This window comes from Rhizobium sp. BK650 (assembly GCF_014195325.1).
Lineage (GTDB): Bacteria > Pseudomonadota > Alphaproteobacteria > Rhizobiales > Rhizobiaceae > Rhizobium.
The window spans coordinates 1-25,657 of record NZ_JACIBK010000004.1 but is presented as its reverse complement, the minus strand read 5'-3'; the positions used below and the strand labels follow the sequence as shown (position 1 = coordinate 25,657).

The 25,657-nt window shown below is 61.0% G+C and carries 29 protein-coding genes; 6 read left to right on the top strand and 23 right to left on the bottom strand.

Going from position 1 to position 25,657, the window contains the following annotated elements:
* Positions 1–10: 10 nt before the first annotated feature.
* The 5 genes from FHX15_RS11925 to FHX15_RS11905 all read right to left on the bottom strand — a co-directional run bounded on the left by FHX15_RS11925 (position 11) and on the right by FHX15_RS11905 (position 6,247).
* Positions 11–1,597: an ABC-F family ATP-binding cassette domain-containing protein gene (locus FHX15_RS11925; protein WP_184397242.1), complete on the bottom strand. Its 1,587-nt coding sequence runs from the start codon at positions 1,595–1,597 to the stop codon at positions 11–13.
* A gap of 124 nt (positions 1,598–1,721) precedes the next feature.
* Positions 1,722–2,060, bottom strand: coding sequence for a DUF1491 family protein (locus FHX15_RS11920; RefSeq protein WP_184397897.1), 339 nt, complete (start codon positions 2,058–2,060; stop codon positions 1,722–1,724).
* Between the two features lie 77 nt (positions 2,061–2,137).
* A complete protein-coding gene (locus FHX15_RS11915; RefSeq protein ID WP_184397239.1) occupies positions 2,138–3,586 on the bottom strand; it encodes a methyl-accepting chemotaxis protein in 1,449 nt (482 codons plus the stop codon).
* A gap of 173 nt (positions 3,587–3,759) precedes the next feature.
* A complete protein-coding gene (locus tag FHX15_RS11910; protein WP_184397236.1) occupies positions 3,760–4,710 on the bottom strand; it encodes a peptidoglycan-binding protein in 951 nt (316 codons plus the stop codon).
* A complete protein-coding gene (locus FHX15_RS11905) occupies positions 4,682–6,247 on the bottom strand; it encodes a sensor histidine kinase (protein ID WP_184397895.1) in 1,566 nt (521 codons plus the stop codon). Before FHX15_RS11905 ends, FHX15_RS11910 begins: the two co-directional genes overlap by 29 nt.
* A gap of 422 nt (positions 6,248–6,669) precedes the next feature.
* On the opposite strand from FHX15_RS11905, the gene FHX15_RS11900 reads away from it, so the two are divergent.
* The gene (locus FHX15_RS11900) at positions 6,670–7,209 is read left to right on the top strand and encodes a DUF5330 domain-containing protein (protein WP_184397893.1); all 540 of its coding nucleotides are present in this window, start codon (positions 6,670–6,672) and stop codon (positions 7,207–7,209) included.
* A 211-nt stretch (positions 7,210–7,420) separates the two neighbouring features.
* Entirely contained in the window at positions 7,421–7,846 is a 426-nt protein-coding gene (locus FHX15_RS11895; RefSeq protein ID WP_184397234.1) for a SufE family protein, read from the top strand.
* Between the two features lie 65 nt (positions 7,847–7,911).
* Here the strand turns inward: FHX15_RS11895 and FHX15_RS11890 are convergent, their stop codons facing one another.
* The 11 genes from FHX15_RS11890 to FHX15_RS11840 form a co-directional block, all read right to left on the bottom strand.
* The gene (locus FHX15_RS11890) at positions 7,912–8,337 is read right to left on the bottom strand and encodes a YciI family protein (protein ID WP_184397232.1); all 426 of its coding nucleotides are present in this window, start codon (positions 8,335–8,337) and stop codon (positions 7,912–7,914) included.
* Complete coding sequence (locus tag FHX15_RS11885) at positions 8,306–8,512, bottom strand: hypothetical protein (RefSeq protein ID WP_184397230.1); 207 nt, start codon at positions 8,510–8,512, stop codon at positions 8,306–8,308. Before FHX15_RS11885 ends, FHX15_RS11890 begins: the two co-directional genes overlap by 32 nt.
* A gap of 64 nt (positions 8,513–8,576) precedes the next feature.
* Positions 8,577–9,008 carry a MucR family transcriptional regulator gene (locus tag FHX15_RS11880; protein WP_007821525.1) on the bottom strand — a complete coding sequence of 144 codons (432 nt, stop codon included), beginning with the start codon at positions 9,006–9,008 and terminating at the stop codon, positions 8,577–8,579.
* Positions 9,009–9,419: 411 nt separating this feature from the next.
* Positions 9,420–9,776 (bottom strand): monovalent cation/H(+) antiporter subunit G, encoded by a 357-nt coding sequence (gene mnhG, locus FHX15_RS11875; protein ID WP_184397229.1) that lies wholly within the window; start codon positions 9,774–9,776, stop codon positions 9,420–9,422.
* Positions 9,773–10,093 (bottom strand): cation:proton antiporter, encoded by a 321-nt coding sequence (locus FHX15_RS11870; protein WP_184397227.1) that lies wholly within the window; start codon positions 10,091–10,093, stop codon positions 9,773–9,775. Before FHX15_RS11870 ends, mnhG begins: the two co-directional genes overlap by 4 nt.
* Positions 10,090–10,569, bottom strand: coding sequence for a Na+/H+ antiporter subunit E (locus FHX15_RS11865; protein ID WP_184397226.1), 480 nt, complete (start codon positions 10,567–10,569; stop codon positions 10,090–10,092). The genes FHX15_RS11870 and FHX15_RS11865 overlap by 4 nt, the downstream gene beginning before the upstream one ends.
* Positions 10,566–12,113 (bottom strand): Na+/H+ antiporter subunit D, encoded by a 1,548-nt coding sequence (locus FHX15_RS11860; protein WP_184397225.1) that lies wholly within the window; start codon positions 12,111–12,113, stop codon positions 10,566–10,568. The genes FHX15_RS11865 and FHX15_RS11860 overlap by 4 nt, the downstream gene beginning before the upstream one ends.
* A 70-nt stretch (positions 12,114–12,183) precedes the next feature.
* Positions 12,184–12,561 carry a Na+/H+ antiporter subunit C gene (locus FHX15_RS11855; RefSeq protein WP_184397224.1) on the bottom strand — a complete coding sequence of 126 codons (378 nt, stop codon included), beginning with the start codon at positions 12,559–12,561 and terminating at the stop codon, positions 12,184–12,186.
* Positions 12,561–12,980: a Na+/H+ antiporter subunit B gene (locus FHX15_RS11850; protein WP_184397223.1), complete on the bottom strand. Its 420-nt coding sequence runs from the start codon at positions 12,978–12,980 to the stop codon at positions 12,561–12,563. Before FHX15_RS11850 ends, FHX15_RS11855 begins: the two co-directional genes overlap by 1 nt.
* Before the next feature lie 235 nt (positions 12,981–13,215).
* Positions 13,216–15,576 (bottom strand): putative monovalent cation/H+ antiporter subunit A, encoded by a 2,361-nt coding sequence (locus FHX15_RS11845; RefSeq protein ID WP_184397221.1) that lies wholly within the window; start codon positions 15,574–15,576, stop codon positions 13,216–13,218.
* 127 nt (positions 15,577–15,703) lie between these two features.
* A complete protein-coding gene (locus FHX15_RS11840) occupies positions 15,704–15,907 on the bottom strand; it encodes a hypothetical protein (RefSeq protein WP_184397219.1) in 204 nt (67 codons plus the stop codon).
* Between the two features lie 212 nt (positions 15,908–16,119).
* Here FHX15_RS11840 and msrB point away from each other — a divergent pair, with 212 nt between their 5' ends.
* Entirely contained in the window at positions 16,120–16,533 is a 414-nt protein-coding gene (gene msrB / locus FHX15_RS11835; RefSeq protein ID WP_184397218.1) for a peptide-methionine (R)-S-oxide reductase MsrB, read from the top strand.
* Between the two features lie 32 nt (positions 16,534–16,565).
* On the opposite strand, the gene FHX15_RS11830 is transcribed toward msrB, so the two are convergent.
* The 6 genes from FHX15_RS11830 to FHX15_RS11805 form a co-directional block, all read right to left on the bottom strand.
* Complete coding sequence (locus FHX15_RS11830; RefSeq protein WP_210290683.1) at positions 16,566–17,633, bottom strand: NAD(P)/FAD-dependent oxidoreductase; 1,068 nt, start codon at positions 17,631–17,633, stop codon at positions 16,566–16,568.
* Positions 17,634–17,860: 227 nt separating this feature from the next.
* On the bottom strand, positions 17,861–18,559 hold the full coding sequence (locus FHX15_RS11825) for a pentapeptide repeat-containing protein (RefSeq protein ID WP_184397214.1): 699 nt from the start codon (positions 18,557–18,559) through the stop codon (positions 17,861–17,863).
* Positions 18,560–18,692: 133 nt separating this feature from the next.
* Positions 18,693–19,202, bottom strand: coding sequence for a GNAT family N-acetyltransferase (locus FHX15_RS11820; RefSeq protein ID WP_184397212.1), 510 nt, complete (start codon positions 19,200–19,202; stop codon positions 18,693–18,695).
* A 75-nt stretch (positions 19,203–19,277) separates the two neighbouring features.
* Positions 19,278–19,946, bottom strand: coding sequence for a PAQR family membrane homeostasis protein TrhA (gene trhA, locus FHX15_RS11815; protein WP_184397210.1), 669 nt, complete (start codon positions 19,944–19,946; stop codon positions 19,278–19,280).
* Between the two features lie 120 nt (positions 19,947–20,066).
* Positions 20,067–20,387 (bottom strand): TraR/DksA family transcriptional regulator, encoded by a 321-nt coding sequence (locus FHX15_RS11810; RefSeq protein ID WP_184397208.1) that lies wholly within the window; start codon positions 20,385–20,387, stop codon positions 20,067–20,069.
* Between the two features lie 11 nt (positions 20,388–20,398).
* Positions 20,399–20,809, bottom strand: a complete 411-nt coding sequence (locus FHX15_RS11805) for a universal stress protein (protein WP_184397206.1) — start codon at positions 20,807–20,809, stop codon at positions 20,399–20,401.
* A gap of 197 nt (positions 20,810–21,006) precedes the next feature.
* Between FHX15_RS11805 and FHX15_RS11800 the strand changes: the two genes are divergently transcribed.
* Complete coding sequence (locus tag FHX15_RS11800; protein ID WP_184397204.1) at positions 21,007–21,975, top strand: VOC family protein; 969 nt, start codon at positions 21,007–21,009, stop codon at positions 21,973–21,975.
* Positions 21,976–22,119: 144 nt separating this feature from the next.
* Here the strand turns inward: FHX15_RS11800 and FHX15_RS11795 are convergent, their stop codons facing one another.
* Positions 22,120–23,193, bottom strand: a complete 1,074-nt coding sequence (locus FHX15_RS11795) for an aldo/keto reductase (RefSeq protein WP_184397202.1) — start codon at positions 23,191–23,193, stop codon at positions 22,120–22,122.
* Positions 23,194–23,289: 96 nt separating this feature from the next.
* Between FHX15_RS11795 and FHX15_RS11790 the strand changes: the two genes are divergently transcribed.
* Both FHX15_RS11790 and FHX15_RS11785 read left to right on the top strand, forming a co-directional pair.
* Positions 23,290–24,189 carry a LysR family transcriptional regulator gene (locus FHX15_RS11790; protein WP_184397200.1) on the top strand — a complete coding sequence of 300 codons (900 nt, stop codon included), beginning with the start codon at positions 23,290–23,292 and terminating at the stop codon, positions 24,187–24,189.
* 76 nt (positions 24,190–24,265) lie between these two features.
* The gene (locus FHX15_RS11785; RefSeq protein WP_184397198.1) at positions 24,266–25,432 is read left to right on the top strand and encodes an AI-2E family transporter; all 1,167 of its coding nucleotides are present in this window, start codon (positions 24,266–24,268) and stop codon (positions 25,430–25,432) included.
* Positions 25,433–25,657 lie beyond the last annotated feature (225 nt).

Genomic DNA, 25,657 nt, shown 5'->3' with positions numbered 1-25,657 from the left:
GCAACGTGCTTTAGCGCGCCGGCAGCTCCAGCCGACGCGTAATGCCGACCATTTCCAGAAACACTTCATCGTGGCTGACAATCAGCAGCGCGCCATCATAGGCTCTCAGGCCGGCTTCGACGGCGGCGATGGAATCGATGTCCAGATGGTTGGTCGGTTCATCGAGGATCAGCAGCGCCGGCGGTGCCGCTCCGCCAAGAACGCAGGCGAGGCCTGCACGCAAGAGCTGGCCGCCTGACAGCGTCGAAACGGTCTGCAGCGCAGCATCGGCTCGGAACATGAAGCGGGCAAGCGCGGAACGGCAGGCATTTTCATCCGATTGCGGGTTGAGCCGCCGAAAATTATCACGGATCGACGTCATGGGATCGATGAGGCCGACGCGCTGGTCGAGCATGGAGAACGAGGTCAGCACGCGCACCGTTCCTTCCCATGGGTGGAGATCACCCGCAATCAGCGCCAGCAGCGTCGTCTTGCCCGAACCGTTCGGACCGGTGACGGCGATACGTTCAGGGCCGGTAATTTCGAAGGACAGCTTGTGGATGATCGGTTCGCCGGCCTCATAGCCGGCCGTGACGGCATCGATCTTCAGCACCGACCTGCTTGGCGGCAGATTGGTCATGGGTAGTTTGACGGAGAGCGGCTGCAGGATTTCGATACGCTTGCGCGCCTCCTCGGCATCCTCAAGCGCCTGCGCGTGACGCCGTTCGGCAAGGCGCGCATTCTCGCCGCTGGTATTCTCCGCCTGGCGTTTCAGACCGCCGGCGACGATGCGCGGCATGTCGCCCCTGGCGGCCTTCTTCTTGCCGGCGCTGTCCTTGCGCGCCTTGCGCTCGGCCGTTTCCTGCGCACTGCGGGCAACCTCCGCCACACGTTTCTTGGCATCGGCCAGATCGTGTTCGGCGGCGGCGAGTTCCAGCGCTTTGCGGGCACGGTAGTCGCTCCAGTTGCCGCCGTAGCGGGTGGCGCGCAAGGTCGTCAGCTCGACGATGACGTCCATCGTCTCCAGCAATTCGCGGTCATGGCTGACGACGAGGGCGCCGTGGCGCCATCCGTCAAGCAGTGAAACCACGGCTTCACGGCCGTCACGATCCAGATGGTTGGTCGGCTCGTCGAGGATGAGGAAGTCCGGCTCCTCGAAGATCAAGGCGGCGAGTGCTGCGCGGGTGCGCTGGCCGCCGGAGAGCGCGGCAAGCAGGGTCTGCGGTCCGACGGTCAAGCCGGCGCGTTCCAGTGCGGCTTCGATGCGGGCTTCGAGCGTCCAGTCGGCAACAGCAAGTTCATCGGCGCTCGCTTCGCCGCCCTCGGCACGCCGGAGAACGGCAAGCGCCTCCGTTGCGCCGAAGAGATCGGCGACCGTTTCATCCGGCCCGACCTGAACGCTCTGGCGCAAAATGCCGGTCGTGCCGGAAAGCGAGATGGAGCCGGTCTGCGGCTGCAATTCGCCGGCGATCAGCTTCAAAAGGGTGGTCTTACCCACACCGTTGCGGCCGACGAGGCCGGTGCGCTCGGCGCCGAAGCCCAGATCTATATTGGAGAAAAGCGGCCGGCCGTCAGGCGTGGACCACGAAAGATTGGAAAGGGTGATGGATGCAGGCATGGAAACCCCCGATAGCAAAGCGAGTTGGCGTTGCGATCAGGTTCAGCTCCATTGTGCACCATCCTGTTGGTATTGCGGACGGCGGTAAGGTAGGCAGGTATTGGCATGAATTCAAGGCAGCCGGTCAGCCGGCAAGTGGCACGAGCGTCGAAATCTCGTCTGCTTCCAATTCGACGATCCAGAGATCGGGGTCGAATTTGCGTTCCCGGTCCAGCATCTCGCGCACCTTGTCCGGCTCGGTACGTTCGAGCCGAATCTCGAACAGGCGGTCGCCGCTGCTCTCCTCGTCGAAGAAGGTTTGTGGGGCAGGCGCGTAGAGGGTTTCGAGACCGTCGCGGAAGCGCTGGCGGATGAAGATCGCCCCAGCCTCCTCCGCGCCCTTCTTCTCCACGGCAGCGAAATCGCCCGCGGAAAAAACCCTGCGGACAAGAGCCGAAACATAGATATCGGTGCGCAATCTCATGAGCGCGGTATAGAGCGCGTGGCGGGCCGCGGCAACGTTAGAACCAGCAGAATCCTGCAATCCAGCCAGGAGTTGCTTTAGACCTTGACTGCGAGCCGCAGACCGCCCCAATGTCTGCCGCGGACGGTGATCGGAGCGGAAATATCTTTCATCATGACGAAATTGCCTCCGCCCATATCCCGTCGGTACGTCTGGACGAGGAAGGGCGCGGTGCTCCTGCCGGCGGCAAGGCCGACGCGATCGTTGAAGATGCGGCGGTTGCGGCAGTTGGCGGTATTCCAAACGATATCGCCCGGCCGCTGCGGCGAAGAGAACTTGCTGTTGTGGGTCGGCAGATAGCCGTTTTCGTCGACGGCGGCGCAGAAGGCAATCCGCTCGTCCGAGCTGGCTACCGGCTCCTGGATCGGCGGCAGCAGGCGATCGGTCAGATTGGTGAAAGGGGCCATCATCTGCACCGGATCGGTACCCGGAATCGGCTGGTATTGCCGATTGAACAGGCGTTCGATACCGATTGCGCCTTCGGCGACGGCACGCTCCAGAGCTTTAGATATCTGGCCGGCGACAGATTGCGCCTGTTCGATCCAGCGGCGGTCGGCAGTTTCCACGCCGGCGCTCGCGGTCAACTGGATCAGCGTTTCCGAGAGCCCGACAACGCTATCGACGCGTTTGGCTGCCTGCTGCAGCCGGCCATTGGAATCCAGCACCTCGGCGGACATTTCGCCGAGCTTGGCGACGAAGCCGGCGCAATCGCGATCCACGGCCTCGGTCGTGTTGGCCATGACCGACGATGAATCGAGGATGCGGGTAATGACGTGTTCCATGTTTTCAAACGCGCCGCGCATCGCCTCGGATTTTTCGCTGACGCCAGCAGCACTGCTGCGCGCACCGCCGCCGACAATCGAGAGGCGGTCGATCTTGACGCGAAGCTGCTCCAGCGTTTCCTGAATGGAGCCCGTCGCCTTGGAGGTCTGCAGCGACAAAGCACGGATCTCTGAGGCGACGACGGCAAAGCCCTTGCCTGCTTCACCGGCGCGAGCGGCTTCGATCGCTGCATTGAGCGCCAGAAGATTGGTCTGGCGGGCGATGGTGCCGATTTCGGCGGCCACCTTGTCGACATCGGTCAGCGAGCGGGAGAAGCCGGAGATTTCCGTGCTGATTTCTTCCGAGGACCGGACCATGTGGCCGATTTCCTCGACCGAACCGGACAGTCGATCGGCCGATTCCTTCAGCATGTGGCGCGCCTGTGTGGCGATGCTGTCCGTCTCGCGCAGCGAAATGGCGACGGAGCGGTTGGTCTCGGCGATGGAAAGAGCGGTGCGGGTAACGTCGTCGAATGCGGCGGCATGGCGGGCAGACATCGCCGCCATGTCCTGGATAGCGCCGGCTATGTCGACGAGGTCGACGCCGAGCGTGGAGGCCTCTTCGGCAAGCCGCGAGAGGATATGGCGCAAGGCGTCGCGATCCGGTCCATCCGGCTCACAGGCTGGAGCTACTGCATTCTCCTCCACCGCCTTCAACGCCTGCACGATCGAGCCCCCCAAGCTACATTAGCGAAGCTTCAAACAACATGGTTAACAATCGGCTAAGAATATCAGGGCTTATACTTAGGTCGTACTCAGCCTTCGGCTCGGCGGCGCGGCAGGGATGACGCGGTTCCGCCTTTCGCTTTCCGCCGGTCCTGCTTTACCGGAACTGCCGATCAGATCGCGCCGATTTCCTTGAGCTTCTTCAGCACGGCTTCGCTGGGCTCGCCATTTTCCGGCAAGTTGTAGTGCTTCTGGAAGTGGCGGATGGCGGCACGGGTCTGCTCGCCGGCGACACCGTCGACGCCGACATTGGCGTAGGCCATGTTGGCGAGGCCCTTTTGGATCTTCAGCACCAGGTCCACATTGGCTATCGCCGATAGCGGAACCTGTTTGGGCGAGGACGGTGCCGTCTTGACGGTCTTTTCGGCGCTGCGGATGGCGGCGGCGACTGGGTCTTCCTCCGTCGCCTTCGATGTCACATCCTCCCGCGGTTTCTCGACGGGGACGGTCGAGGGGCCTGCAGCGTCGGTCTTCAGCGCGGCAAGCACCTCCGGTGTCGCGTCGCCGCTTTGAGGCATGCCGACGGTTTCCTCGAAGAAGAGAATGGCAGCACTTGTGCGTGGGCCGATGACGCCATCGGCATTGCCGTTATAGAGGCCGCGGCGGATCAGTTCCTTCTGGATATCCATGACGAGCGGGTTCGGCTGCTGGCCGGGAGCAGCCGGAGGCGTGGATTCGGTCGTCGCGGCCGCATCGCCCGGTCGCTCGATGCGGAAGGTAGTGACGTCCCCCTGCGGCTCGGTCTGCGGACGGAAGCCGATGGCGTAAGGCGCATCCGGATCGCGCGTGCGGAAGATCGGATGCGGGTGCGCTCCCGGCTGATACCAGAGCGCATTGGCGGCGACGAAAGAGAAGATGACGACGAAGGCGATCGTGCCGCCGGCAATGGAGGGATTGCGGCCAATGACGCCGCCGAGCACGCCGGCACCCTGAAGGCCGAGGCCGCCCAACGCCGTTGCGCCCTGCAGACCGATACCGCCGAGCGCCGCCGCACCGGTCATCAAAAAACCCTGCTGATGCCGGCCTCTTTTGCCCTTAGGCGATTTTCGCTTGCGCGCGGCCATCGAACAGCCCCTCCTCCACTTCTGCGGCATTTGCCGCACCCTTCAGCCGCGGCGGAAATTCGACCGCCCCCTTCTGTCCGGTGTCCTCGCCAGTGCAGGCGCCGGAACCGTCAGCCGCGATCTCGATGGTGATGATCGTGCCCTCGCCCGGCTGGCTGGCAATGCCGAAATGGCCACCATGCAAGGCCACAAGCCCTTTGACCAGTGAGAGGCCAAGACCCGTGCCTTCGAATCGGCGGGTATAATCATTCTGGATCTGGACGAAAGGTTGGCCGAGTGTCGCCAGCCTGTCGGCAGGAATGCCGATGCCGGTGTCGCTGACCGTCAGTTGCAGGATGCCGTCGCGCATGGCCGCATCGACAGTCACCACGCCGCCGGCTTCGGTGAATTTTACCGCGTTGCCGACGAGATTGATGAGGATCTGTTGTAGCGCGCGTTGATCGGCGACGACCTCGGCGATGCCGCGCTGCACGCGGCTCGTCAGCGTCACGCCTTTGCTTTTCGCCTGCAGGGCGAGCATCGATTCGCAGGAGCGGATCGAAGCACCGATATCGAAAGGCTCGAGCATCAGTTCGTAGCGGCCGGCTTCTATCTTGCTCATATCCAGCATCGTGTTGACGACGGAGAGCAGATGCGCGCCGGATTCACGGATGAGGCCGGCATATTCGCGCTGGCGTTCATTCTCAAACTTGCCAAAATATTCGCCGATCAGAATATCCGAGAAGCCAAGGATGGCGTTCAGCGGCGTGCGCAGTTCATGGCTGACGGCGGCGAGGAAGCGTGATTTTGCATCATTGGCCGATTCAGCATCGGCCAGACGCGTCTGCGCCTCGGCGCGAAGCCGCTGCTCGACCGATACGTCACGCAGCTGAGCAATAACGCCAGAAAGCATGCCGTCCAGATCCCGCCGCGCAGTCATATCCATGCGCAGATAAGCGAACTGCCTGTTATCCCGCGAGACGGAGGGACGCTCCAATCTCACATCGACGGTCGCCTTTTCCTCGCCTTGGCGCAGGGCATCCAGCGCCTGCAGGAAATGGATGCGATCGGAGACATGAACCTGTTCGAAAAAGCCCCTGCCTTTCGGATCACGCATCCAGGCGAGATAGTCGTGGCTGTCGCGGCCACCTGCCGTCGTCACGTTGCCGTGCGGATCGAGGAACAGCACGAGGCCCGGGCTCATTTCAAGGAAGAGATCGTCGGCGCTGGTCGCAACAGCATTCCGGGGTGCAGCCTGGCGGGCCAGCGCAATGCTGCCGACGGCGGAAAACAGGAAGGCGGCACAGACCGTGGCAACGCCGGCCGGCAGCGCAACAGCCGGGCTGGTGACGAGGGAGAGTCCGACAGGAGCGGCGACAAGGGCGGCGGAAGAGAGAAAGACGAGGCGGCGCAGAATGGCGAGCTCGCTTTGGCGCACAGCTTCGCCGCCGCTCGTCCGGGAGAGCCAGCCTGACGCTGCCCGGTCCACGAGGGCTGTCGCCCGACCGCCAATGTCACTCAATACACGCACGCAATACCTGCCCAAAAGGCCTTTCATTGACCTGGACAATAGGCCCCCGCGGCTTAAGGAAAGGATAAGGCAAAGTCGCCCTCCACAGTCCAAAAACGCTAAAAGTCCCGTTTTGGGCCATCTGCGCGGGCCTTTGAATTTTGTGGTTAATAGCCGGTAAGCAACGGATTTTCCTCATATTTCAGTATCATGTTAACTCTTGTGGCAAAGCGGCGGGCCAAAAGCCCAGCAATTGCAGGCGGCGGCTGCCACCATGCTTAACGGCACCAGGTAGAATTCGACTGAAATGTTCCGAAAATTGCGATCATTAAAATTTGAGACAAATTTGCCGCAAATGCCGACGAGTTTCGAAAAGCGGCATTCGCAACTTCACGGTAGGGTGCAAACACACCGGACAACCGGCCCGATTCGGCAGCAAGACCGGACGGGAAAACAGGATGGGCAAGACAATGTGGTTTCTGATCAAAGGATCATTCTGGTTTGGCCTTGTGCTCGTAGCACTCTCCGTTTTCTCTTCGGAGAGTTCCGACAATGCCGGCCACACGCAACTGCAGTTTTCCGACGCCTTCACGGCGGTCAGCGGCGCCTATGACTACATGACCGGCATGTGCGCCGAAAGACCCGAGGTCTGCACCAAGGGTGGTGAGACCTTGACCGCTCTCGGCTACCGGGCTCGTGAGGGCGCCCGCGTCGCCTACGAACTGCTCGACAGCCAGTTCAAGGACGACACATCCAAATCGGCTCCCGCGAAGTCGGCTATCCCGCCGGCGCCTGTGGCGCTCGCCGCTCCTTCCCTGCCGGATGCCGTAACCACCACCGTGCGCGAAGCACAGGCGGCATTGAACCAGCCGATGCCGCACATGCCGCAGCCCTACCGCCCACCCGTCGATGACGGCGCTTCGGCGGAACAGGTCGTAACCAGTACCATTCCGGCTGCCACCATTCCGGCCGGCGCGATCCCGCGGCCGACGCCAAAGCCGGCGATCTGACGAATTCTGCGGGCGCACCCGCCCGCATCCAAGCTTGCATCGGTGGTCCGCATGACGCGGAGATGCCCCATGCCTGACGTGCCTGCCCTGTTTATTTCAGCACTATGCTGCGTCGTGAGGATGCCCATCCCTCACGGCGTTTCTTTTTAGCGGTTCAATTCTGCGGTCGCTTCGCCTATATGATCAGGTAACAGTGAAAGGCCTGACAAGTATGGCAACCCTCGACCAGATCATCGACGACTTCTCCTTCCTGGACGATTGGGAAGACCGCTATCGCTATGTCATCGAACTCGGCAAGGCGCTGCCGGAACTGGCCGAGGAGAAGAAGACCTCCGAGAACAAGGTGATGGGCTGCGCCAGCCAAGTATGGCTGGTGACGCATACATCCGGCAACCCGGACAATCCGCTCATGACGTTCGAGGGCGATTCCGATGCGCATATCGTGCGCGGCCTCGTCGCCATCGTGCTCGCCACCTATTCCGGCAAAACGGCATCCGAAATCGCCTCGCTCGACGCTTTCGAGATCTTCTCCAGGATCGGCCTCACCGAAAACCTCTCCTCGCAGCGCTCCAACGGGCTGCGTTCGATGGTCAATCGCATTCGCGAGGAAGCGCGGGTTCGGGCTGCTGCCGCCTGAAGCAACCGAGCGCCCGGAGAAATAGCCTCCGGACGCCTCGCGATTTAGAGCCTTTCCTGGTTAGATTATTTGTCGCCAGCCATCTTTTCGCGCAGGCGCTCTTCCTGCTCGACGAGCTCCGGCGTAAAGGCTTCGCCGAAATCGGCGGCCTCGAAGACCTGACGGATTTCGATCTCACTCGGGCCGGGCATCGGATTGGGGCAACGCTTGACCCATTCGAGCGCCTCATCCATGTCCTTGACCTGCCACAACCAATAACCGGCGATGAGTTCCTTGGTCTCGGCGAAGGGGCCGTCGATTACCATGCGCTTGGCACCATCGAAGGCGACGCGCTTGCCCCTGGAAGACGGATGCAGCCCCTCGCCTGCCAGCATGATGCCGGCGTTGACGAGATCCTCATTATACTTGCCCATAGCGGCAAGCAGCTCGGTCGAGGGCATGATGCCCGCTTCGCTGTCCTCAGTCGCCTTGACGATGACCATTACGCGCATTGTCTCTTCTCCTCTTATGCGGCAGCATCAGCGCCTGCCTATCTTCCATCTCTTCATACAATTCCGAGCGCAAAACCCGGAATTGCTTTAGAGACGGATGGGCTATTGCCAGGCCGACATCTTTGTCGTGCTTTTTTGAAGATAGATAACAATGGCCGACGATGAGGGCCTTCATCGAAACGCAAATATGAAAAAGCCGGGCAAAAGGCCCGGCTTTTTATCGTCCAGCGGTATAATACTCAGCCGCGGCCGCGCTTGCGGCGCTGTCCCAGGCCCATTTCCTTTGCGAGGCGCGAACGCGCTTCGGCATAGGCCGGGGCTACCATCGGGTAATCGGCAGGCAGGTCCCACTTCTCACGATATTCTTCCGGCGCGAGATTGTGATGCGTCATCAGGTGGCGCTTCAAGGACTTGAAGTTGCCGCCGCATTCCAGGCACGTAATCTGCTCGTCCTGTACGGACTTGCGGACAGAGACTGCAGGCTTCTGCTTTTCGACGACCGCTGCCACCGGCTGCGGTACGGACGTGTTGCTCAATGCCGAGTGTACGTCGGAAATCAGATTGGCCAGGTCGCTGACCGGCACAACGTGGTTGCTGACATAGGCCGCGACGATATCGGCCGTCAGTTCCACAAGCAGCTCCGGCGCATTGCCGGTCGCCATATCCGTCATATTCTTTCTCCTGTTAGCATGCTCAAACGGTCCTTCTCCCAAGAGACGAAGAACCCTCGTCGCAGAGCCAAACAGCAAAAGAGCAGGTTGCAGCCTTTGTTTCGAAAAACCGGAAATCCACCCCTAGATTCCGAAGACCGTATTCTGCACCAATACTGCCTGAAGGTGAGCTATTACGTATTCTTCCAGGCCGCCACCCAGTTAGACATTGGCAATCAAGGCTAAGGGGCTTGGAAGCAGTACGATTCTAATTCACAATCAGAACTCTACTTGATTTTCAAATACCATCGTTTTCCCAAAAGGCCAATTATTAATTGTGATTTTGCTAGAAAAAAAATCCTTCACAAAGAATTGGTCAGCAGTTTGGAAAGCTTTACTCGCAATTCCAGTGCGTAAGTTTGCGTAAATTGCTTAAAATTCTGAATAGCCCTCACCTCGGCGCATTCGCATATCGTCACGTATTGACATAGGAGCCGGGAAATGACCAGTTTTATGCGAAGCTTTCGCAAGAAGGTGTGCAGAAACAGGCGCAGTTAGAATGAAAAACAAGAAACCGGCGAACGCTCTGGCAAACACGGCAAGTTCGCCCGAGTAAAACCCGGCCGCAAGCAGCAACAGGCCGGAACCAACCGTGCCGGCCTTCGAGGCGGCGTGCATGCGTGTGTAGAGATCCGGCAAACGCACGACCCCGATCGCGGCCACCAGCGCGAAGAAGGCGCCTGCCAGCAGTAGCGCAGCGGTGATTATAGCAAGCGCATAATCCATCATTCACTCCTCCTTCGCGTCTCAGGCTCAGCCTCTCCCACCGCTCCGCGCGAGAGCACGAAACGGGCGAAGGCGACGGTTGCGAGGAAGCCGACGAGACCGAGTGAAATGGCGATGTCGATATAAAGCGAGAAGCCGGTGCGCACCGCGACGACGGCAATGAAACCGATGGCGATGCCCGTCAGCATGTCGAGCGCCAGGATACGATCCGGCAGGCTAGGACCCATTACGACGCGCCAGACAGTAGCACAGAGCGCAACGCTGAGGATGCCAAGAGCCGCGGTGGCGGCGCCGGACACAATGGCGGCAGGCGTTATCATCCGAAGGCCTCCATGATGCGACGCTCGAGCCCACCGGCGATATCGCGCCTGACCGCCAGCGGATCGGCACAGTCCAGCGCGTGCACATAGAGCGTGCGCCGATCCTCCGATACATCGACGGAGAGTGTGCCGGGCGTGAGCGTGATCAGATTGGCAAGCAGAGTGATCTGGAAATCACTCGTCACCGTCAACGGGAATGCAAGAATGCCGGGAGCAAGCTGCAGGCGCGGCGACAGCACCGTCAGCGCCACCCGCCAGGCCGAAAGCGCCAACTCCGTCAGGAAAAGACCCGCTAGTAGGAGGACGTGCAGCGGACGGACACGGCGTGGCGGCAAGCGGCCGGCGAATGCCCCGCGCACGACGGCGAGCGACAGCAGCGACAGTGCCAGGCCGAAAACGAAATTATGCGGCGAGGCGCTGCCTGTCACGGCGACCCAAGCGAGGGCAAGCGGCAGGCTCAGGAACAGGACGATCATTGCATGGCGCCTTCTGGAAAGACGGAGAAGATATAGGCGGAGGGATCCGCAAGCCCATCGGCCGCCGATCGGGCAAATTCCAGCAATTGTTCCGGCAGGATGCCGAAGCCCACGACGAGGATCGTCAATGCCACAAGCGGCAAGCCGACTGTCCAGCCGGTCCGCACCGGCGGCAGGGACAGTGGGGACGGACGCCAATAGGCAAACAAGAAGAGGCGGCCGAAAGCGATGGTGAGCAGGAAACCGCCAAGCAGAATGGCGCCGGCCAGCCACCACGCACCGAGATCGAGCGAAGCCTTGAGCAGCAGCACCTTCGGCCAGAAACCGGAAAAGGGCGGCAGGCCGCAGGCGGCGAAGAACAGCATGAGCGATATCGCAGCGAACCGCCCGTTCTGGCGATAGAGGCCGCCCAGGGCGGCAATCGAGAAGGAGCCGCCCCGCCTGCCCGCTTCGCCGGCCAGAAGATAAAGCGCCGTCATCAACACGATCGAATGCAGCGCATAGAAGACAGCGCCCCCGAGGCCATCGGCCGTACCGAGTGCTGCGCCGACCAGCATGTTGCCGATGCCCGAGATCACCACATAGCCGAGCATCCGGCGCAGGTCGGTTTCGGCAAGCGCACCCAATGCGCCGACAAGAATGGTCAGTGCACCGACGACTGATAGCAGTAGACTGAGTTCGTCTCGCTCGGTGGGCAACAGCATGACGAGGACGCGCAGCAACGCGTAGACGCCGACCTTGGTCAGCAAGCCCGCGAAGAGCGCGGAAACGGCGATCCGTGGCGTGTGATAGGAGGCTGGCAGCCAGAAATTGACGGGAAAGGCCGCGGCCTTCATGGCGAAAGCGAGCAGGAACAGACAGGCGAGTGTCATGAGCGGTGCCGTGCCGCTCAGGCCCGCTGCCCGCTCGGCGATATCGGCCATGTTGAGCGTGCCGAAGCTCGCATAGAGGACGCCGACAGCGATAAGGAAGAGCGTTGTGGCGATGAGGTTCAGCACTGCATATTTCAGCGCGCCATCGATCTGCGCCCGTTCGGAGCCAAGGACGAGCAGACCGAAGGAGGAGATGAGCAGCACCTCGAACCAGACATAGAGATTGAAGATGTCCCCGGTCAGGAAGGCGCCAGTGACGCCGGCCACCAACAGCAGCAAAAGCGGGAAGAAACCGTATCTCCGGCCGCTGTCGGTCGTATCCGAGAGCGCATAGATGCCAGCCGAGAGGGCGGCGACAGCCGCGGCAAGTGCCATCAGCGCGCCGAAGATATCGACGGTGAAGGCGATGCCGAAGGGCGGCAGCCAGCGTCCCATGACCATGGTAAGCGGGCCGTTCTGGGCGACCTGCCGCAGGAGAGCGACGTCGAGAAGCACAAGAAGAACGAGGCCGGCAATGGCGATCCAGGCCTGCAGGCGGTGAAACCTGCGCAGCATCAGGAGCAGCGCGCCAAAGCTGATGCAGAGCACGACCGGCAGGATGGCCAGCCAATGGGCCGGCGGGACCGGCGTAATGACCATGGCGGCCGAAAGGTCGGAGACGGAGGCGGCCATCAGGCGGTGCCTCCCATGATAGTCGATGGGTAGGCAGGCCAGAGGGGCGAAAGCATCCGCACAACCATCCCTAATACCCCACGGGCGGCAACTGCCGGTCTTCCGGTTCGGCATCGTGCATGCGGGTCGTATCGTCCGTGCCGAGTTCCTGATAGGCGCGATAGGTCAGCACCAGCAGGAAGGCGAGGAAAGAAAACGAGATGACGATGGCTGTCAGGATCAGTGCCTGCGGCAGCGGATTGGCCGCACCTGATGGCAGTATGTCGGCCCTCGCCGGGATGATCGGCGGAATTTCGCGCGTCAGACGTCCTGCGGTGAAGATCAGCAGGTTGACGGCATTACCAAGGATCGCGATGCCGAGCATGATGCGGATCGAGAAGCGCGACAGGATCAGATAGATGGCGGCAGAAAAAAACAGGCCGACGAGGATGGAAAACAGCGCCTCCATCAGTCCACCTCCCTTTCTTCCAGCGCCAGCGCGATCGAGGCAACAGCGCCGAGCACGACGAAATAGACGCCGAGATCGAAGAGCATGACACTGGAGAGCCCCACTTCGACCCCGACGACGGTGGGATAGATCCAGAGGCCGGTCATGAAAGGCACGGCAAAGAAGATCGAGAGCAAGCCGGCGATGCAGGAAAGCAGCAAACCGAAACCGGCAATCGCCAACGGGTGGAAGCGAATAGCCCGGCGCACCGCCTCCACGCCGAAGGCAATGCCATAAATCGCCAGAGCCGAAGCGGCGATCAGCCCTCCGATGAAACCGCCACCCGGTTCATTGTGGCCGCGCAGCAGGATGAAAACGGAAAAGAGCAGCATCAGCGCGGTGATGAAGGGCGCGATCGTGCGGAAAATGAGGGTGTTCATGCGGCGGCTCCGCGAAGATGCAAGGCCGACCGCTTGAACATCGAAGCCGAATCTGGAGGCGTCCGCAACCGGAGCCCCCTCACCCTAGCCCTCTTCCCGCTCGGTAGCGGGGACGTGCCACACAAAGCCCTTAAGAGTGCATAGACGGCGCGGCAACACACTTTCCCCCCTCGGGGAGAAGGTGGCCCGAAAGGTCGGATGAGGGGGCCGAACCGCAATGCGCAAGTTGCTGTCCTCATGCCTCCTCCGCATCCGGATCGTTCGTCGCCAGCCGGCGCTCCGTATTGCCGCGGATACGGATGAGGGCGAGGATGGAAAGGCCCGTCACCGCCACGACGGCGATTTCGCCGAGCGTGTCCGTGCCGCGGAAATCGACGATGATGACGTTTACGACGTTAGTGCCGTGGGCGATCAGCTTCGAATGGGCGTTGAAGAAGTCGCTGAGCGCGGTGTTGAACGGCGCTTCGGTGGCACGCATCAAAAGCAGCGTGAAGCCGAAGCCGCAAGCAAGCGAGAGGACGATATCGAAGAGACGGCGGCCGCCGTGGCGCGGATCGGTCGGCGACAGGCGCAGGCGGGTCATGACGAGAGCGAGGATGACGACCGCAAGCGTCTCGACCATGAACTGGGTGAAGGCGAGGTCCGGCGCGCCGAAGAGCAGGAAGATCAGCGCAACAGCAAAACCCTGAATCCCAAGCGAGACGATCGCCGTCAGTCGGTCGCGGGCGATCAGGACGGCAAGAAGGCCGGAGACGGCGATGAGCATGATGCCTGCCTCGTGCGGCCGCAGGCCGGCGGGCAAGGCGAAGGCCAGCGGCAGCTCGCCATGGAGGATCAGCGGCACGAGCAGGATCGCTGCGACGCAGACGAAGGTGGAGGCGACATAGATATCCAGCCGCCTTGGCTGGACGATGCCTATAGTACGGTGCGCGAAACGGACAAGCCAGGTGATGGCATAGTCGAAGCCGCGATCGGGACCTCGGGCTGAATGCAGGAGAAACGCCGCCAGAGTACGAGCGCGGTCGAGCTGCCAGTAGACGGCGATGCCGAGCACCATCGTCAGCAGCGACAGGGCAAGCGGCACGCCGACATGCGGTGCGAGCGTGATGGATATGATGGTGGTCGCTTGACCAGAGACAGCAGAGGCCATAGGCGAGGATATCGTGCCATGCGTGAAGCCTGAGAAGAGCGCCGCAAGCAGGCCTGCTGCTGCGAGGATTGCCGGGCCGAGCCAGAGCAGGACCGGCGCCTCATGCGGATGGCTCGGCGTTTCCACCGGCTGGCCGGCAAAGGGCCTCAGCGCCACTGCAAAAGCGATTGCAAACATCAGGGCATTGCCGAATACGGCGACGATTGTGAATAGGATGGAACGGGGATCGCCGGCAGCCAGAGCCGTATAGATTTCCTCCTTGGCAAGGAAGCCGAAGAAGGGCGGCAGGCCAGCCATGGAAAGGGCAGCGGCCATGGCGATCGTAAAAGTCAGCGGCATGGCCCTGCGCAGGCCGCGAAGCCGTGTGATATTCCGCGTGCCGGTCTCATGGTCGATGATGCCGGCCACCATGAAGAGCGCGCCTTTGAAAATCGAATGCGCCACCAGATAGAGCACTGCCGCTTCGATGGCATAATCCGAGCCAAGACCGATCAGCAGCACCAGCAGCCCGAGGGATGAGACGGTCGTATAGGCAAGCTTCAGCTTCAGATCCGTCTGGCGGATGGCAAGCACCGAGCCCGTGACCAGCGTCAGGCTGCCGAAGACAGGCAGCAGGACTTCCCATGCAGGTGTCGCGCCCATGACCGGGTTCAGCCGCATCAGCAGATAGACGCCGGCCTTCACCATGGTGGCGGAATGCAGGTAGGCGGAAACCGGTGTGGGCGCTTCCATGGCATTCGGCAGCCAGAAGTGGAAGGGAAACTGCGCCGATTTGGTGCAGGCGCCGCCAAGCACCAGCAGCAGCGTGGCGAAATAGAGGGGGCTACCCCTGACGACATCGCCAGACTGCATGAGCTCGGAGAACTGCGCGACACCTGTCAGGCCCCAGAGCACGAGCAGGCCGGCAAGCAGTATCAATCCTCCGCCGCCGGTGACGACAAGCGCCTGAAGGGCGGCTCGTCGTGATGCCTCCCGCTGATGGTCGAAGCCGATCAGCAGGAAGGAGGTAATCGAGGTGAGCTCCCAAAAGACGAAGAACATCAGGAAGCTGTCGGAAACCACGACGCCGAGCATCGCGCCCATGAAGAGAAAGATGAAGGAGAAGAACCGGCCATGATCCGCATGGCCCTTGAGATATCCGCCGGCATAGAGCACGATCAGAGTGCCGATCCCGGTAATGAGCAGCGCGAAGGTGAGCGACAGCCCGTCCAGGAACCAGGAAAAGCGAACGCCCAGGCCCGGCACCCAGTCGTAACCGCCCGTTACGATTTCGCCGCGAGCGATATCAGGCACGAGCCGCAGAAAATACAGGAAGGTGAGCAAGGGGGCGACCGCGAGCAGCCAGGCGCCGTTTGCGCCGGCAATGCGGGTGACAAAGGGAGCGGCGAGAGCACCGATCAGCGGCAGACACAAGGCCAGAAATGTCAGAGCCGTGACATCGGCCATGTCCCCTCCCGCACTACGGATGAATGCCAGCAAAACAGCCTTCCAAGGCTTAGGTGAATCGGCTGACAGCCTCAAGCAATTTTCGGCCACCCGCGATGGATGCCGAAAGCCATTTCAGGCCTGACGTTCACGAAAAGCGTGTGACCAGGCGGGAAAAGGAACCGTGCAGGATGAAGAAAGCGAGCGGCAGCGGCCAGAAAAGGCAGGCAATCATCCCAGCAATGCGGTGTATGGTCCAGCGATCATGATTGACCCAGCCTTCCAGCAGGGTCACAGCCAGGGCGATCCCGGCAATTGCACCGTATAGAACCAGAATCAAAGAATGAAACACCTGATGTTCCCGAAACGCACACTATTAAGCTTAATGGCACACTAAAGATAAAGCACGGGTGATTCGTCGTCTTCCCCCAAATTGACTAGGCGACGAATGGGGCGAGGAGACGGCAGGCTTTGATCCAGGCCGGATCTCGGACTTGATCAATCATGCTCCGCGCCCCACATTTGCGCACGAAAAGAGATTGCCCCCGGCGAAAGGAACACTCCATGGCCGAAACGACCGCTAACCCGAAAGTTCACAAGACCGACGCCGAATGGAAGGAACTGCTAACTCCGGAGCAGTATCGCATCACCCGCCAACACGGCACGGAACGCGCCTTTACCGGTCCCTACTGGGATTCCTTCGAGACCGGTCTCTACCGCTGTGTCGGCTGCAATGCGCCGCTCTTCCGCTCAGACACCAAGTTCGATGCCGGATGCGGCTGGCCGAGCTATTTCGAGCCGGTTTCACCTGATGCGGTGACGGAGCACCGGGACACCACCTATGGCATGGTGCGCACGGAAATTCGTTGCGGCACCTGCGAGGCCCATCTCGGCCACGTCTTCCCCGACGGGCCGCCACCGACCGGCCTGCGCTATTGCATCAACGGGCACGCGATGGTTTTCGAGCCCGGCAAATAAAGGAAAGCGGACCCCAGAAGGTCCGCTTTTTTTCATATCAGGCCAGCGGGCGGGATGAGCGTCGAGCGCCTGCCTTCCAGCACATGGTCCGCAGCGAGCCGGCCAAGCACCGGTGCGAGAATGACACCGGGATGGCCTACCGCGGCATAGGCTCCCTCGACACCGGGCAGGAAACCCAGCCGCGGCATTCCGTCGGAGAAGAAAGGCCGGTAACCGGCAGCAGCCTCGACCAGTGAAACGCCTTCGGGCAAGCGCAGGCGCTCATGCATGATCTTCAGTATCCGCTGACCTACTCTTTCCGGCATGTTTTCCTCGTGATCATCGATATAACCCTTGGCGACATGCAGCCGGTTGTCCGCGGACTGGCGGATTTCCAGGCCGGGGCCTCGGAGGATGCGGTTTAGCACGGGTTCGGCGCAATTGTAGCGCAGGATGATCGACGGTGAGGCTTCGACGCCGGTGCGGAAGCCGAGGTTTTCCGTCAGATGGTCAACGGCGGTCCCGGCGGCCAGGATCACGAGATCGGCTTCGATCACGCCGTCATCGGCGAGGCGCACGCCGCTTATCGTGTTACCCGAAAGGATAAGGCTTTCGACCTTGCGGCCGAAGGTGGCGGTTACGCCGGCGGCATCGATCAAATCCCGTGCCAGCTTTGCAGGATCGAGCGCGAGATCGCGGGGCGAAAAGATGGCGCAGGCGGGAGGCTCCCGCAGATTGGGCTCCCATGCGGCGATCGTCGCGGCATCGACCAGTTCGACATCCGTCCCCGCCATGCGATGGGCCGCGGCGAAGGCCTCGGTTTCGGCGGCGCTTGCGAGCCAGAAGAGCGAACCGGGGCGTGCGGCGGCGAAGACGGCCGGCAGGTCTGTCTGCAGGCGGGCATATTCGGCGAGCGCCTCCTGCACGAGGCGGTAATTGGCAGGTCCCGGCACGATATTGATGATATTTACCCAGCCGAAAGCGCGTGACGTCACGCCGCTGCCTGCGGCCGAGCCCTCCACCATATGGACGGCGGCTCCACGCCGGGCAAAATGGAAAGCGAGCGAGGCGCCGACAATGCCGGCGCCTACAATGATCACGCGTATCTTCGCAGGCGCCATGGGCGGAAGTCCTCATATAGAAACGAAGCGGAAGCCGGTGCGGCTTAGGCGTAGTCCATGTCAGAAGGATGAAACAATGACTGCGATGCAGGAAGTTCTAAGCAGCGACCCGCTGGTGTTGCGAAACCACCGTCGCGGACGTCCTGGAGCTTGAGCGCATGCGCACCCGCGCGAGGCCATTGGGTAGTCGCTTTGCCTGAGCCAAAAGGCTCCGCTTTCGATTCCGCTCAGTCCTGCTCCTGCGGGCAGGGCCAGTTCGATGGGACGGAAAGCCCCGAGGGTAGCTTCGTGGAGGAATCGCCGCAGGCAAGGTCGATCTGCGGCTGCTGCAGGCCGGTGGCGGCGGACAGATCCAGCCCCTCGATGCGGGTCAGAAACATGAAGGCGCGGTCGAAGTTGATCGGGCCATCATAACTTATGCCAGTCAGGTCGGCGCGGGAGAGATTGGCGAGCGCGAAGCTGACGCCGGTCAGCACTGCCTTGTCGAAGTTAGCGCGGCCAAGCTCCGCCTTCTCGAAATTTGCCTTCGTGAGCTGTGCGCCGGTGAAATCGGCCCGCTGCAGCTCTGCACCGGCAAAGTTTGCACCATCGCCGATGGCACCGGCGAAAGTCGACCGATAGGCTTCGATTTTTGCGAAGTTGGCACCTTGAAGGGTAGCGCCTTGAAGCGAGGCCCGCACGAAGGTCGCCTTTTCTGCATTCGCAGATTTCAGGTTCGCGCCGCCGAGATCGGTCAAGGCGAAGTCCGTACCGGCGAGATTGGCGCCCTGGAGATCGCTGCCCTGAAGCATCAGGTTTTTCTTGTTGCACTCCTGCCAGTCAAGTTTCGGCTCAGCCGTGCTGCCGCAATTGGCGGCCATTGCCGGCAACGAGTAGGCCGCTACAGCCAGGAAAGCCGAAAGACCGAGCACCGGGCGTCCAAACATCAACCTCTCCTCTACGAGTCGCGCCTTCAGAGATTTCTACAAGGCCAGACTACGATAAAAATATGGTTAGTGCTCCGCCGGCAATCAATCTGGATATGAGCAATCTGGCTATGGGCAACCGAAGACGGCCCTGTCAGTCTTTCGGTACGCGCAGTTCCATGCAGGTCAGATCCAGCCAGCGGCCGAACTTGATGCCGACCTCGGAAAATGTGCCGGCGACGCGGAAGCCGAGCTTTTGGTGGAGCTTGATGGAGGCCGTGTTTTCAGCCTCGATGCCGGCGATCATGACGTGGACATTGCCGGCACTCGCGCGCTCGATCAATGCCCGCATCAGTCTTTCACCGATGCCTGAACCGCGGCAATCCTTGTCGACGTAGACCGAATGTTCGACCGTGTGGCGATAGCCGTCAAAGGCGCGCCAGTCGCCATACGAGGCGTAGCCGGCAACCTTGCCGTTCATTTCGGCGACGATGATCGGAAAGCCCCTGCCCTTGCGCGCCTTGAACCATTCCAGCCGGTTGTCGAGATCGACGAGCGTCTCGTTCCAGATCGCCGTCGTATGCTCGACCGCGTGGTTGTAGATGTCTCTGATGGCAGGAAGATCGGCTTGGGCGGCGTCCCGGATGAGAACGGTATCGGTCATGTGGGCAGGCCTGGTTGCGAATGGTCTCGATTTTTGGGGCATACGCCGGGCGCTGCGCGAAGTAAACGACAGATATCAGAAGGCGGGGACCGACAGGCTGAAGCAAGTCAGCACAGCCGAATAATGCACGGCGGCAGCGGCCACCACAAAGCCGTGCCAGATGGCATTCTGGAAACGCAGCCTCTCCCACACATGGAAGATGACGCCCAGCGAATAGATGACGCCGCCGATGACGATCAGCAGCATGGAAGTATAGGGGATGCGCGAGGCCACGGGTTCGGCCACCACCAATCCGCTCCAGCCCATGGCGAGATAGAGCAGGATCGCCAGCCGATCGCATTTGCCCGGAAAAACACATTTGACGAAGATACCGAAGGCGGCGATCAGCCAGATGAAGATCAGCATGCCCAGCAACAGCGGATCGTCGGCGCCGCGCTGCAGGAAGGGTGTGTAGGTGGCGGCGATCAGGATGAATATCGCCGAATGGTCGAAGCGGCGCAGATACCATTTGGTGCGCGAAACCGGCCAGATATTGTAGGAAAAGGAAATGCCGAGCGTCAGCACCAGCCCTACGCCGTAAACCCAGGCGGCAACCAGTGCGCCGGCCGGGCTCCAGAGAGTGGCGTAAAAGATCAGTACGGTCGCGCCGATCAGGGCAAAGAATAGTCCGACGCCGTGGACGATGCCGTCCGCGATCAGCTCATACTTGTCGTAAGCCCAGCGAATGCCGTTGAACTCGCCCATGCACGCACCCTTACTCAGAGTAAGAGGATCGTCGCACCGAATTCGCAAAGGCGCAACCGGACGCCTGGCGGTGTCAGGTTAAATCTTTGTGACACGCCATGTCCGTTTTTGATGGCGCCCTTACCTCCCCGCGGCGCAATCCTCGCAGAGCGGCGTCTGCGGCAGCACCGCAAGGCGGGCCTCGGATATCTCGGCGCCGCAGCGGGCACAGGTACCGTAGGTGCCCTTAGCGATGCGTTCGAGGGCGGCATCGATGGCGCGAAGCTCCTCCTCGCCTGCCTGGCCGAGGCCTTCCAGCACTTCGTCATTCTCGTTTTCGATGGCGCGGTCGTCATCATCGGCCGCCTTGGTGCGGCCGAGGTCCGTATCGATCCTGCGCAGGCGGGCTGTCAGTTCGTGCCAGCGGTCGCGCAGGATCTTTTCCTGAAGTTTCGTGTCCATGGCTTCACGTCCTACCGATCCACCAGCACCGAGCATTTGGCGTGGCGCACCACGCGGTCGGCGGTGGCGCCGATAAAGTAATTGTAGATATCGGGAATGTGCGAGGCAATCATGATGAGATCGGCACCGTGGTCTTTCGCCGCGGCAAGAATGCTGTCGGCGGGCGGGCCGTTGCGGACTTCGACAGTGGCCGAAATACCGGTCTTGGCGACGAGATCGTGCAACCGGTCGCGGCCTTCCTTCATGGCATCCTCGACGATGTTTCCTGGAAGCTCGATGGCGACATAGGTCGGAATATCCTCGACGACGTTTAGGAGGATGATCTCGCCGCCATTGTCGAGCAGCCCTGCTGCCTTGCGGAAAATCTTCTCGCCTTTTGCGATGCTGCCGATTTCAATGGGAACAATGATCTTCTTGTACATCTGATCCTCCTCAAGGTGTTGCTCTTCGTCATCAACCTCCTCCCTGAATAGATAAAGCGCATTGATTGATATCAAGTGGGGCGCGAGCGATCGTCAACACTTACAGAACGCTTCATCGTCAAAAACCGGCCTTCTGTGAACAATGGAAATGGGCCATATAGACATCAAGTACAGCAGCCGAGGGAGCTTACAGGCGAATGGACCGGCGAAAATTCTTCGCGCTCGCTACGGGCGGCACATTTGCCGCCACCGCCGGTACGCCTTTCAATTCATTGGCCAGTTCCATGGCAGGAGATCACCCCATGACGTCAACTGAAACCTCCTATGCGCTGACGCGCCCTGCCTATATCGACCAGTCGCATCTGGTTGTGAGAGACTTGGCCGCGGTGTCCGGTTTCTATCAGAAGATGCTTGGTCTCTCGGTGCTCGAAAAGACCGCAAGCGGTGAGGTTCTCGGTGTTGCCGGTCTGCCGCTGCTGACGCTGACGACGGACAGCAACGCCCGCGAAGCGCCCCGCAACGCCGCCGGCCTGTTTCACACCGCTTTCCTCGTCCCCAATCGTAACGAGCTCGCGCGCTGGCTTCGTCATGCTGCGCAGAACAATGTGACGCTCGAAGGCGCGTCCGACCATGTGGTCAGCGAGGCGATCTATCTTTCCGATCCGGAGGGCAACGGCATCGAAATCTATGCCGACCGGCCACATGAAGGCTGGAAATTCCATCCAGACGGCATGGTGGAGATGGCGACGCTGCGGCTCGATCTGCAGGCGCTCTACAACAGCGCCCCCGATGACACCTGGACCGGCATGGCCGACGGTACCGCGATCGGTCACATCCATCTGCAGGTCGGCGACATTCCGCAGGCGGACGCCTTCTACCGCGACGTACTGGGCCTGAAGGTGATGGCACGTTATCCGAGCGCGAGCTTCTTTGCGACCGGTGGCTACCACCACCATCTCGCAGCTAATATCTGGAACAGCCGCGGCGCCGGCACGCGCGCCGACAATATGACCGGCCTTTCCGATTACAAGATCCGCTTCAACGATAAGGAAACGCTCGATAAGGCCGTCTCCAAGCTGGATGAGCTGGAGATCAAGAGCGAGAAGCGCGACGGCGGTGTCTTTCTGAGAGATCCTTGGGGCATCGGGCTCACGCTTTCGGCCTGAAGAATATCTTCCGAGGTTTTGGAAAGGACCGTTCTGGCTTCACGAGACGATCCTTTGCTTACGCTTTCGAAGCGAGGCATCTGGACGACAAATGGCGCCGTTTCCGGCGCCATTTCATTTGCAGATCTTAGCGCCTGCCATGGGTCAGCGACGTGGCTCGATCGTCACTTCGCCGAACATGACGCCACGCGTCAGCGGCTTGGCGAGGAAATCATGCGGAAAGCCGAGGACGATGGCGCTTGCCTCGGCGAGGCGGGCACGATGTTCATTCGACAGCACGACATCGAGCGCGCCGAGATTGTCTTCGAACTGGGCCATCGTCTTCACGCCCATGATCGGCGAGGTGATAGCCGGATTGGTCAGCGTCCAGGCGATCGCCACCTGTGCCGGCGTCCTGCCGATTTCGGCGGCAATTTCCTTGACCACATCGGCAATGCCGAGATTGCGCTCCGTCAACGAACCATTGCCGGCAGCGACATTCTTGCGGGTGCCGACCGCACTTGCGGTGCCACCGCCGATATCCAGGTCGGCGCGGCTATATTTGCCCGTCAGGACGCCCATGCCGAGCGGCGACCAGGGGATGACGCCGAGGCCGAGCTCATGCGCCATCGGGATCAGATCGCGTTCCACCGTCCGCTCGATCAGGCTATATTCGATCTGCAAAGCCACCAGCGGCGCCCAGCCACGCAGGTCGGCGAGCGTTTGCATCCGCGCAACCTGCCAGGCGGGTGTATCGGAAATCCCAGCATAGACGATTTTACCGGCACGCACGAGGTCGTCCAAGCCGCGCATCACTTCCTCGACCGAGGTCGTGAAGTCCCAGGCGTGCAGATAGAAGAGATCGATGTAATCGGTGTTCAGCCGCTTCAGGCTGTCTTCAACCGAGCGGACCATGCTGCGGCGGTGGTTGCCGCCGGAATTAGGGTCCTTCGGGCGCGAGGTGATCGTATATTTGGTGGCGATGACGAGCTCGTCGCGACGGCCTTCGGCAAAGCGGCCGACGAGTTTTTCGGATGTGCCGCCGGTATATTGGTTGGCGGTATCGATGAAGTTGCCGCCGCGGTCGACATAAGCGTCGAACATGCGCCGTGATTCCTGCTCATCCGCGCCCCAGCCCCAGTCGGTTCCGAAAGTCATGGCGCCGAGAGACAGCGGCGAAACACGCAGGCCGGAGCGGCCGAGCAGACGGTAGCGGTCAAGGGACAATGTATCGGTCATAGGACATCTCCTGTCGTTGCAGACAGAAGATGCGCCTTGCCGATACTAACAACAATGCTACATTATCGATATGGCTTATTTAGAAAAGACAGCATAATGCGCGGCAGTGACTATGCGGAATTGAAGGCCTTTGCGGCGGTAGCCGAGCAGGGCAGTTTTGCGCGTGCCGCGGCACGCCTCGGCATATCGCCCTCGGCACTCAGCCAGACGATCCGCGCGCTCGAGGAGCGGATGGGGATCCGGCTGCTCAATCGCACGACGCGCAGCGTGGCGCCGAGCGAGGCGGGCCAGCGGTTGCTTACGCGGCTTCTGCCGGCGCTTGCGGATCTCGATCGGGCAGTGGCCGATGTCGCGGCATTGCGCGACACCCCAGCCGGGCTGTTGCGCATCAACGCGCCGCGGGTCGCGATCGTCCACAGGCTGGCGCCGCTGATCGCGCCCTTTCACGCGGCCTATCCCGACATCGTCATCGATGTCGTGGTCGAGGACAAACTCACCGATATCGTCGCCGGTCGCTTCGATGCCGGTATCCGGCTGGGCGAGATGGTGGAAAAGGACATGGTAAGCGTCAAGCTCGGCGGCGAAATGCGGCTGATCGTCGTTGCCTCACCCGATTACATCGCGCGCCACGGCGTGCCGAAGACACCGCGCGACCTGCGCGATCACTCCTGCGTCACCTCTCGCTGGCCGACGGATGGCAGCCTCTATCACTGGGAATTCGAACGTGGCGATGAAAAACTGGAAGTGGCGGTCTCGGGGCCGCTCAGCACCACAGACAACGATCTGATACTGCGGGCGGTGCTCGACGGGATCGGCATCGGCTATCTCTTCGATTACCACGCGGCCGACAATCTCGCCGCCGGCCGGCTCGTCAGCATGCTCGACGACTGGACGCCGCCCTTCGCCGGCTTTCACCTTTATTATCCAAGCCGGCGCCAGATGCCGCCGCCGCTGCGCGCTTTCGTGGATTTCATCGGGCGCCAGCGATCTGTCTAAATCCTTCACGCGGAACCGGCAGCGACCCTTCCGCGTTGATTGCCGAAGCAATCGGGCTTCGGGGGACGGATCGGACATGGACACCGCCAACGGCATCAAGAAACAGTCTGGCAAGGTCCGTCCTGGCGAGAGCCATATAAGCGCGTGGGCACGAACGTTTCAGGAGGCGGCTGAGGAACTTCCGTCGGCTCCGGTGCGCCGCGTCGAGAAGGATGGACTCGATGTCAGCATGGCATGGGCCATCATCGGGATCTTCGGCATTCTGGGCCTTGCCGCCGTCTACCTGATGTCGCTGATCCTGATCCCGATTACCCTTGCCGTCGTCGTCGGCATGATCCTCGGCATGGCCGCGGAAAAGCTCTCGAAGATGGGCGTGCCGAGATTTGCCAATGCGGCGATCCTTTCCATCGGCGTCGCGCTCATTGTCTTCCTGCTCGTCAACTCGCTTGCCAACCCTCTGGCGATGCTCGCCAACGAGGCGCCCGGCTTCATCGACCGCACCACCCAGCGCATGATGCCCTATCTGGAGCGGATCGAATGGCTGCACATCACACCCGCCACCTTCCAGAGCGGACCGATGTCCATCGACGCGCTGCTCGCAAACACCGGCAACGTGCTGCATGTGGTAACAACAAACCTGACGCCTGCGCTCGTGCAGGGGCTGATCTTCTTTGCTGCGCTGCTGCTCTTTCTTGCGAGCCGGGTGAACCTGCGCAAGACGATCATTATGACCTTCCGCACGCGCGCGCAGCGGCTGGCGGCCATCCGTATCATCAATGCCGTGGAACAGGTGCTTGGCTTCTATTTCGCCACCGCCTCGCTGATTTATGTGGCGCTCGGCTTCATGATGACTGTTATCGCCTATGCGGGCGGGCTGTCCATGCCCGTCCTATGGGGATTCTTCGCCTTTCTTTCGAGCTTCATCCCCTATCTCGGCATCACGATGATGACCGTCGCGGTGGGCATTGGAGGCGTCATAACCCATGACAGCATCATCATCGGTCTTATCCCCGCTGCGGCCTTCTTCACGGTACATCTGGTGATGGAAAACCTGATCTTTCCCGCGGTCATGGGAAGGCGTCTGGAGATCAATCCGTTCGTCGTCTTCCTGGCGATCATCTTCTGGACATGGATGTGGGGCGCGGTCGGTGCGATGCTGGCACTGCCGCTCTCGCTCGTCGTCATGACCATCGTCGACGAGTTGCTGATCGAGGAAAGACCACAGCCGCAACTGCCGAAGTGAGCGCCATCCGGCGGCACAGGCTCGTTTCCCTAGAGCATTTCCGTTTTCTTCGAATGACCAGAATGCTCCAACTCTTTGTTTTCAGGCAATTCCGGACGCAAAACCGCTGCGCACTTTTGCTGGATTGCTTTAGGGTCGAAACCCAATCAACATATTGATTAAAATATCTCCGTATGATTCACTTTGGTAATAACAGGAGTTTGAATCATGGCAGGAGAATTCTGG

Bases quoted from the DNA above. Each gene is read 5' to 3' on its own strand.
- FHX15_RS11900 (WP_184397893.1), top strand. From the start codon at position 6,670: ATGTGGTTTCTGATCAAAGGATCATTCTGGTTTGGCCTTGTGCTCGTA.
- FHX15_RS11845 (WP_184397221.1), bottom strand. From the start codon at position 15,576: ATGGCCGATGTCACGGCTCTGACATTTCTGGCCTTGTGTCTGCCGCTG.
- FHX15_RS11805 (WP_184397206.1), bottom strand. From the start codon at position 20,809: ATGTACAAGAAGATCATTGTTCCCATTGAAATCGGCAGCATCGCAAAA.
- FHX15_RS11865 (WP_184397226.1), bottom strand. From the start codon at position 10,569: ATGATCGTCCTGTTCCTGAGCCTGCCGCTTGCCCTCGCTTGGGTCGCC.
- FHX15_RS11855 (WP_184397224.1), bottom strand. From the start codon at position 12,561: ATGGAGGCGCTGTTTTCCATCCTCGTCGGCCTGTTTTTTTCTGCCGCC.
- FHX15_RS11870 (WP_184397227.1), bottom strand. From the start codon at position 10,093: ATGATAACGCCTGCCGCCATTGTGTCCGGCGCCGCCACCGCGGCTCTT.
- trhA (WP_184397210.1), bottom strand. From the start codon at position 19,946: ATGGGCGAGTTCAACGGCATTCGCTGGGCTTACGACAAGTATGAGCTG.
- FHX15_RS11850 (WP_184397223.1), bottom strand. From the start codon at position 12,980: ATGAACACCCTCATTTTCCGCACGATCGCGCCCTTCATCACCGCGCTG.
- FHX15_RS11895 (WP_184397234.1), top strand. From the start codon at position 7,421: ATGGCAACCCTCGACCAGATCATCGACGACTTCTCCTTCCTGGACGAT.
- FHX15_RS11910 (WP_184397236.1), bottom strand. From the start codon at position 4,710: ATGGCCGCGCGCAAGCGAAAATCGCCTAAGGGCAAAAGAGGCCGGCAT.
- FHX15_RS11905 (WP_184397895.1), bottom strand. From the start codon at position 6,247: ATGAAAGGCCTTTTGGGCAGGTATTGCGTGCGTGTATTGAGTGACATT.
- FHX15_RS11860 (WP_184397225.1), bottom strand. From the start codon at position 12,113: ATGGCCGCCTCCGTCTCCGACCTTTCGGCCGCCATGGTCATTACGCCG.
- FHX15_RS11795 (WP_184397202.1), bottom strand. From the start codon at position 23,193: ATGACCGATACATTGTCCCTTGACCGCTACCGTCTGCTCGGCCGCTCC.
- FHX15_RS11880 (WP_007821525.1), bottom strand. From the start codon at position 9,008: ATGACGGATATGGCGACCGGCAATGCGCCGGAGCTGCTTGTGGAACTG.
- FHX15_RS11785 (WP_184397198.1), top strand. From the start codon at position 24,266: ATGGACACCGCCAACGGCATCAAGAAACAGTCTGGCAAGGTCCGTCCT.
- FHX15_RS11885 (WP_184397230.1), bottom strand. From the start codon at position 8,512: ATGAAGGCCCTCATCGTCGGCCATTGTTATCTATCTTCAAAAAAGCAC.
- FHX15_RS11825 (WP_184397214.1), bottom strand. From the start codon at position 18,559: ATGTTTGGACGCCCGGTGCTCGGTCTTTCGGCTTTCCTGGCTGTAGCG.
- FHX15_RS11830 (WP_210290683.1), bottom strand. From the start codon at position 17,633: ATGGCGCCTGCGAAGATACGCGTGATCATTGTAGGCGCCGGCATTGTC.
- FHX15_RS11810 (WP_184397208.1), bottom strand. From the start codon at position 20,387: ATGGACACGAAACTTCAGGAAAAGATCCTGCGCGACCGCTGGCACGAA.
- FHX15_RS11890 (WP_184397232.1), bottom strand. From the start codon at position 8,337: ATGCGCGTAATGGTCATCGTCAAGGCGACTGAGGACAGCGAAGCGGGC.
- msrB (WP_184397218.1), top strand. From the start codon at position 16,120: ATGGCCGAAACGACCGCTAACCCGAAAGTTCACAAGACCGACGCCGAA.
- FHX15_RS11925 (WP_184397242.1), bottom strand. From the start codon at position 1,597: ATGCCTGCATCCATCACCCTTTCCAATCTTTCGTGGTCCACGCCTGAC.
- FHX15_RS11820 (WP_184397212.1), bottom strand. From the start codon at position 19,202: ATGACCGATACCGTTCTCATCCGGGACGCCGCCCAAGCCGATCTTCCT.
- mnhG (WP_184397229.1), bottom strand. From the start codon at position 9,776: ATGATGGATTATGCGCTTGCTATAATCACCGCTGCGCTACTGCTGGCA.
- FHX15_RS11800 (WP_184397204.1), top strand. From the start codon at position 21,007: ATGGACCGGCGAAAATTCTTCGCGCTCGCTACGGGCGGCACATTTGCC.
- FHX15_RS11790 (WP_184397200.1), top strand. From the start codon at position 23,290: ATGCGCGGCAGTGACTATGCGGAATTGAAGGCCTTTGCGGCGGTAGCC.
- FHX15_RS11920 (WP_184397897.1), bottom strand. From the start codon at position 2,060: ATGAGATTGCGCACCGATATCTATGTTTCGGCTCTTGTCCGCAGGGTT.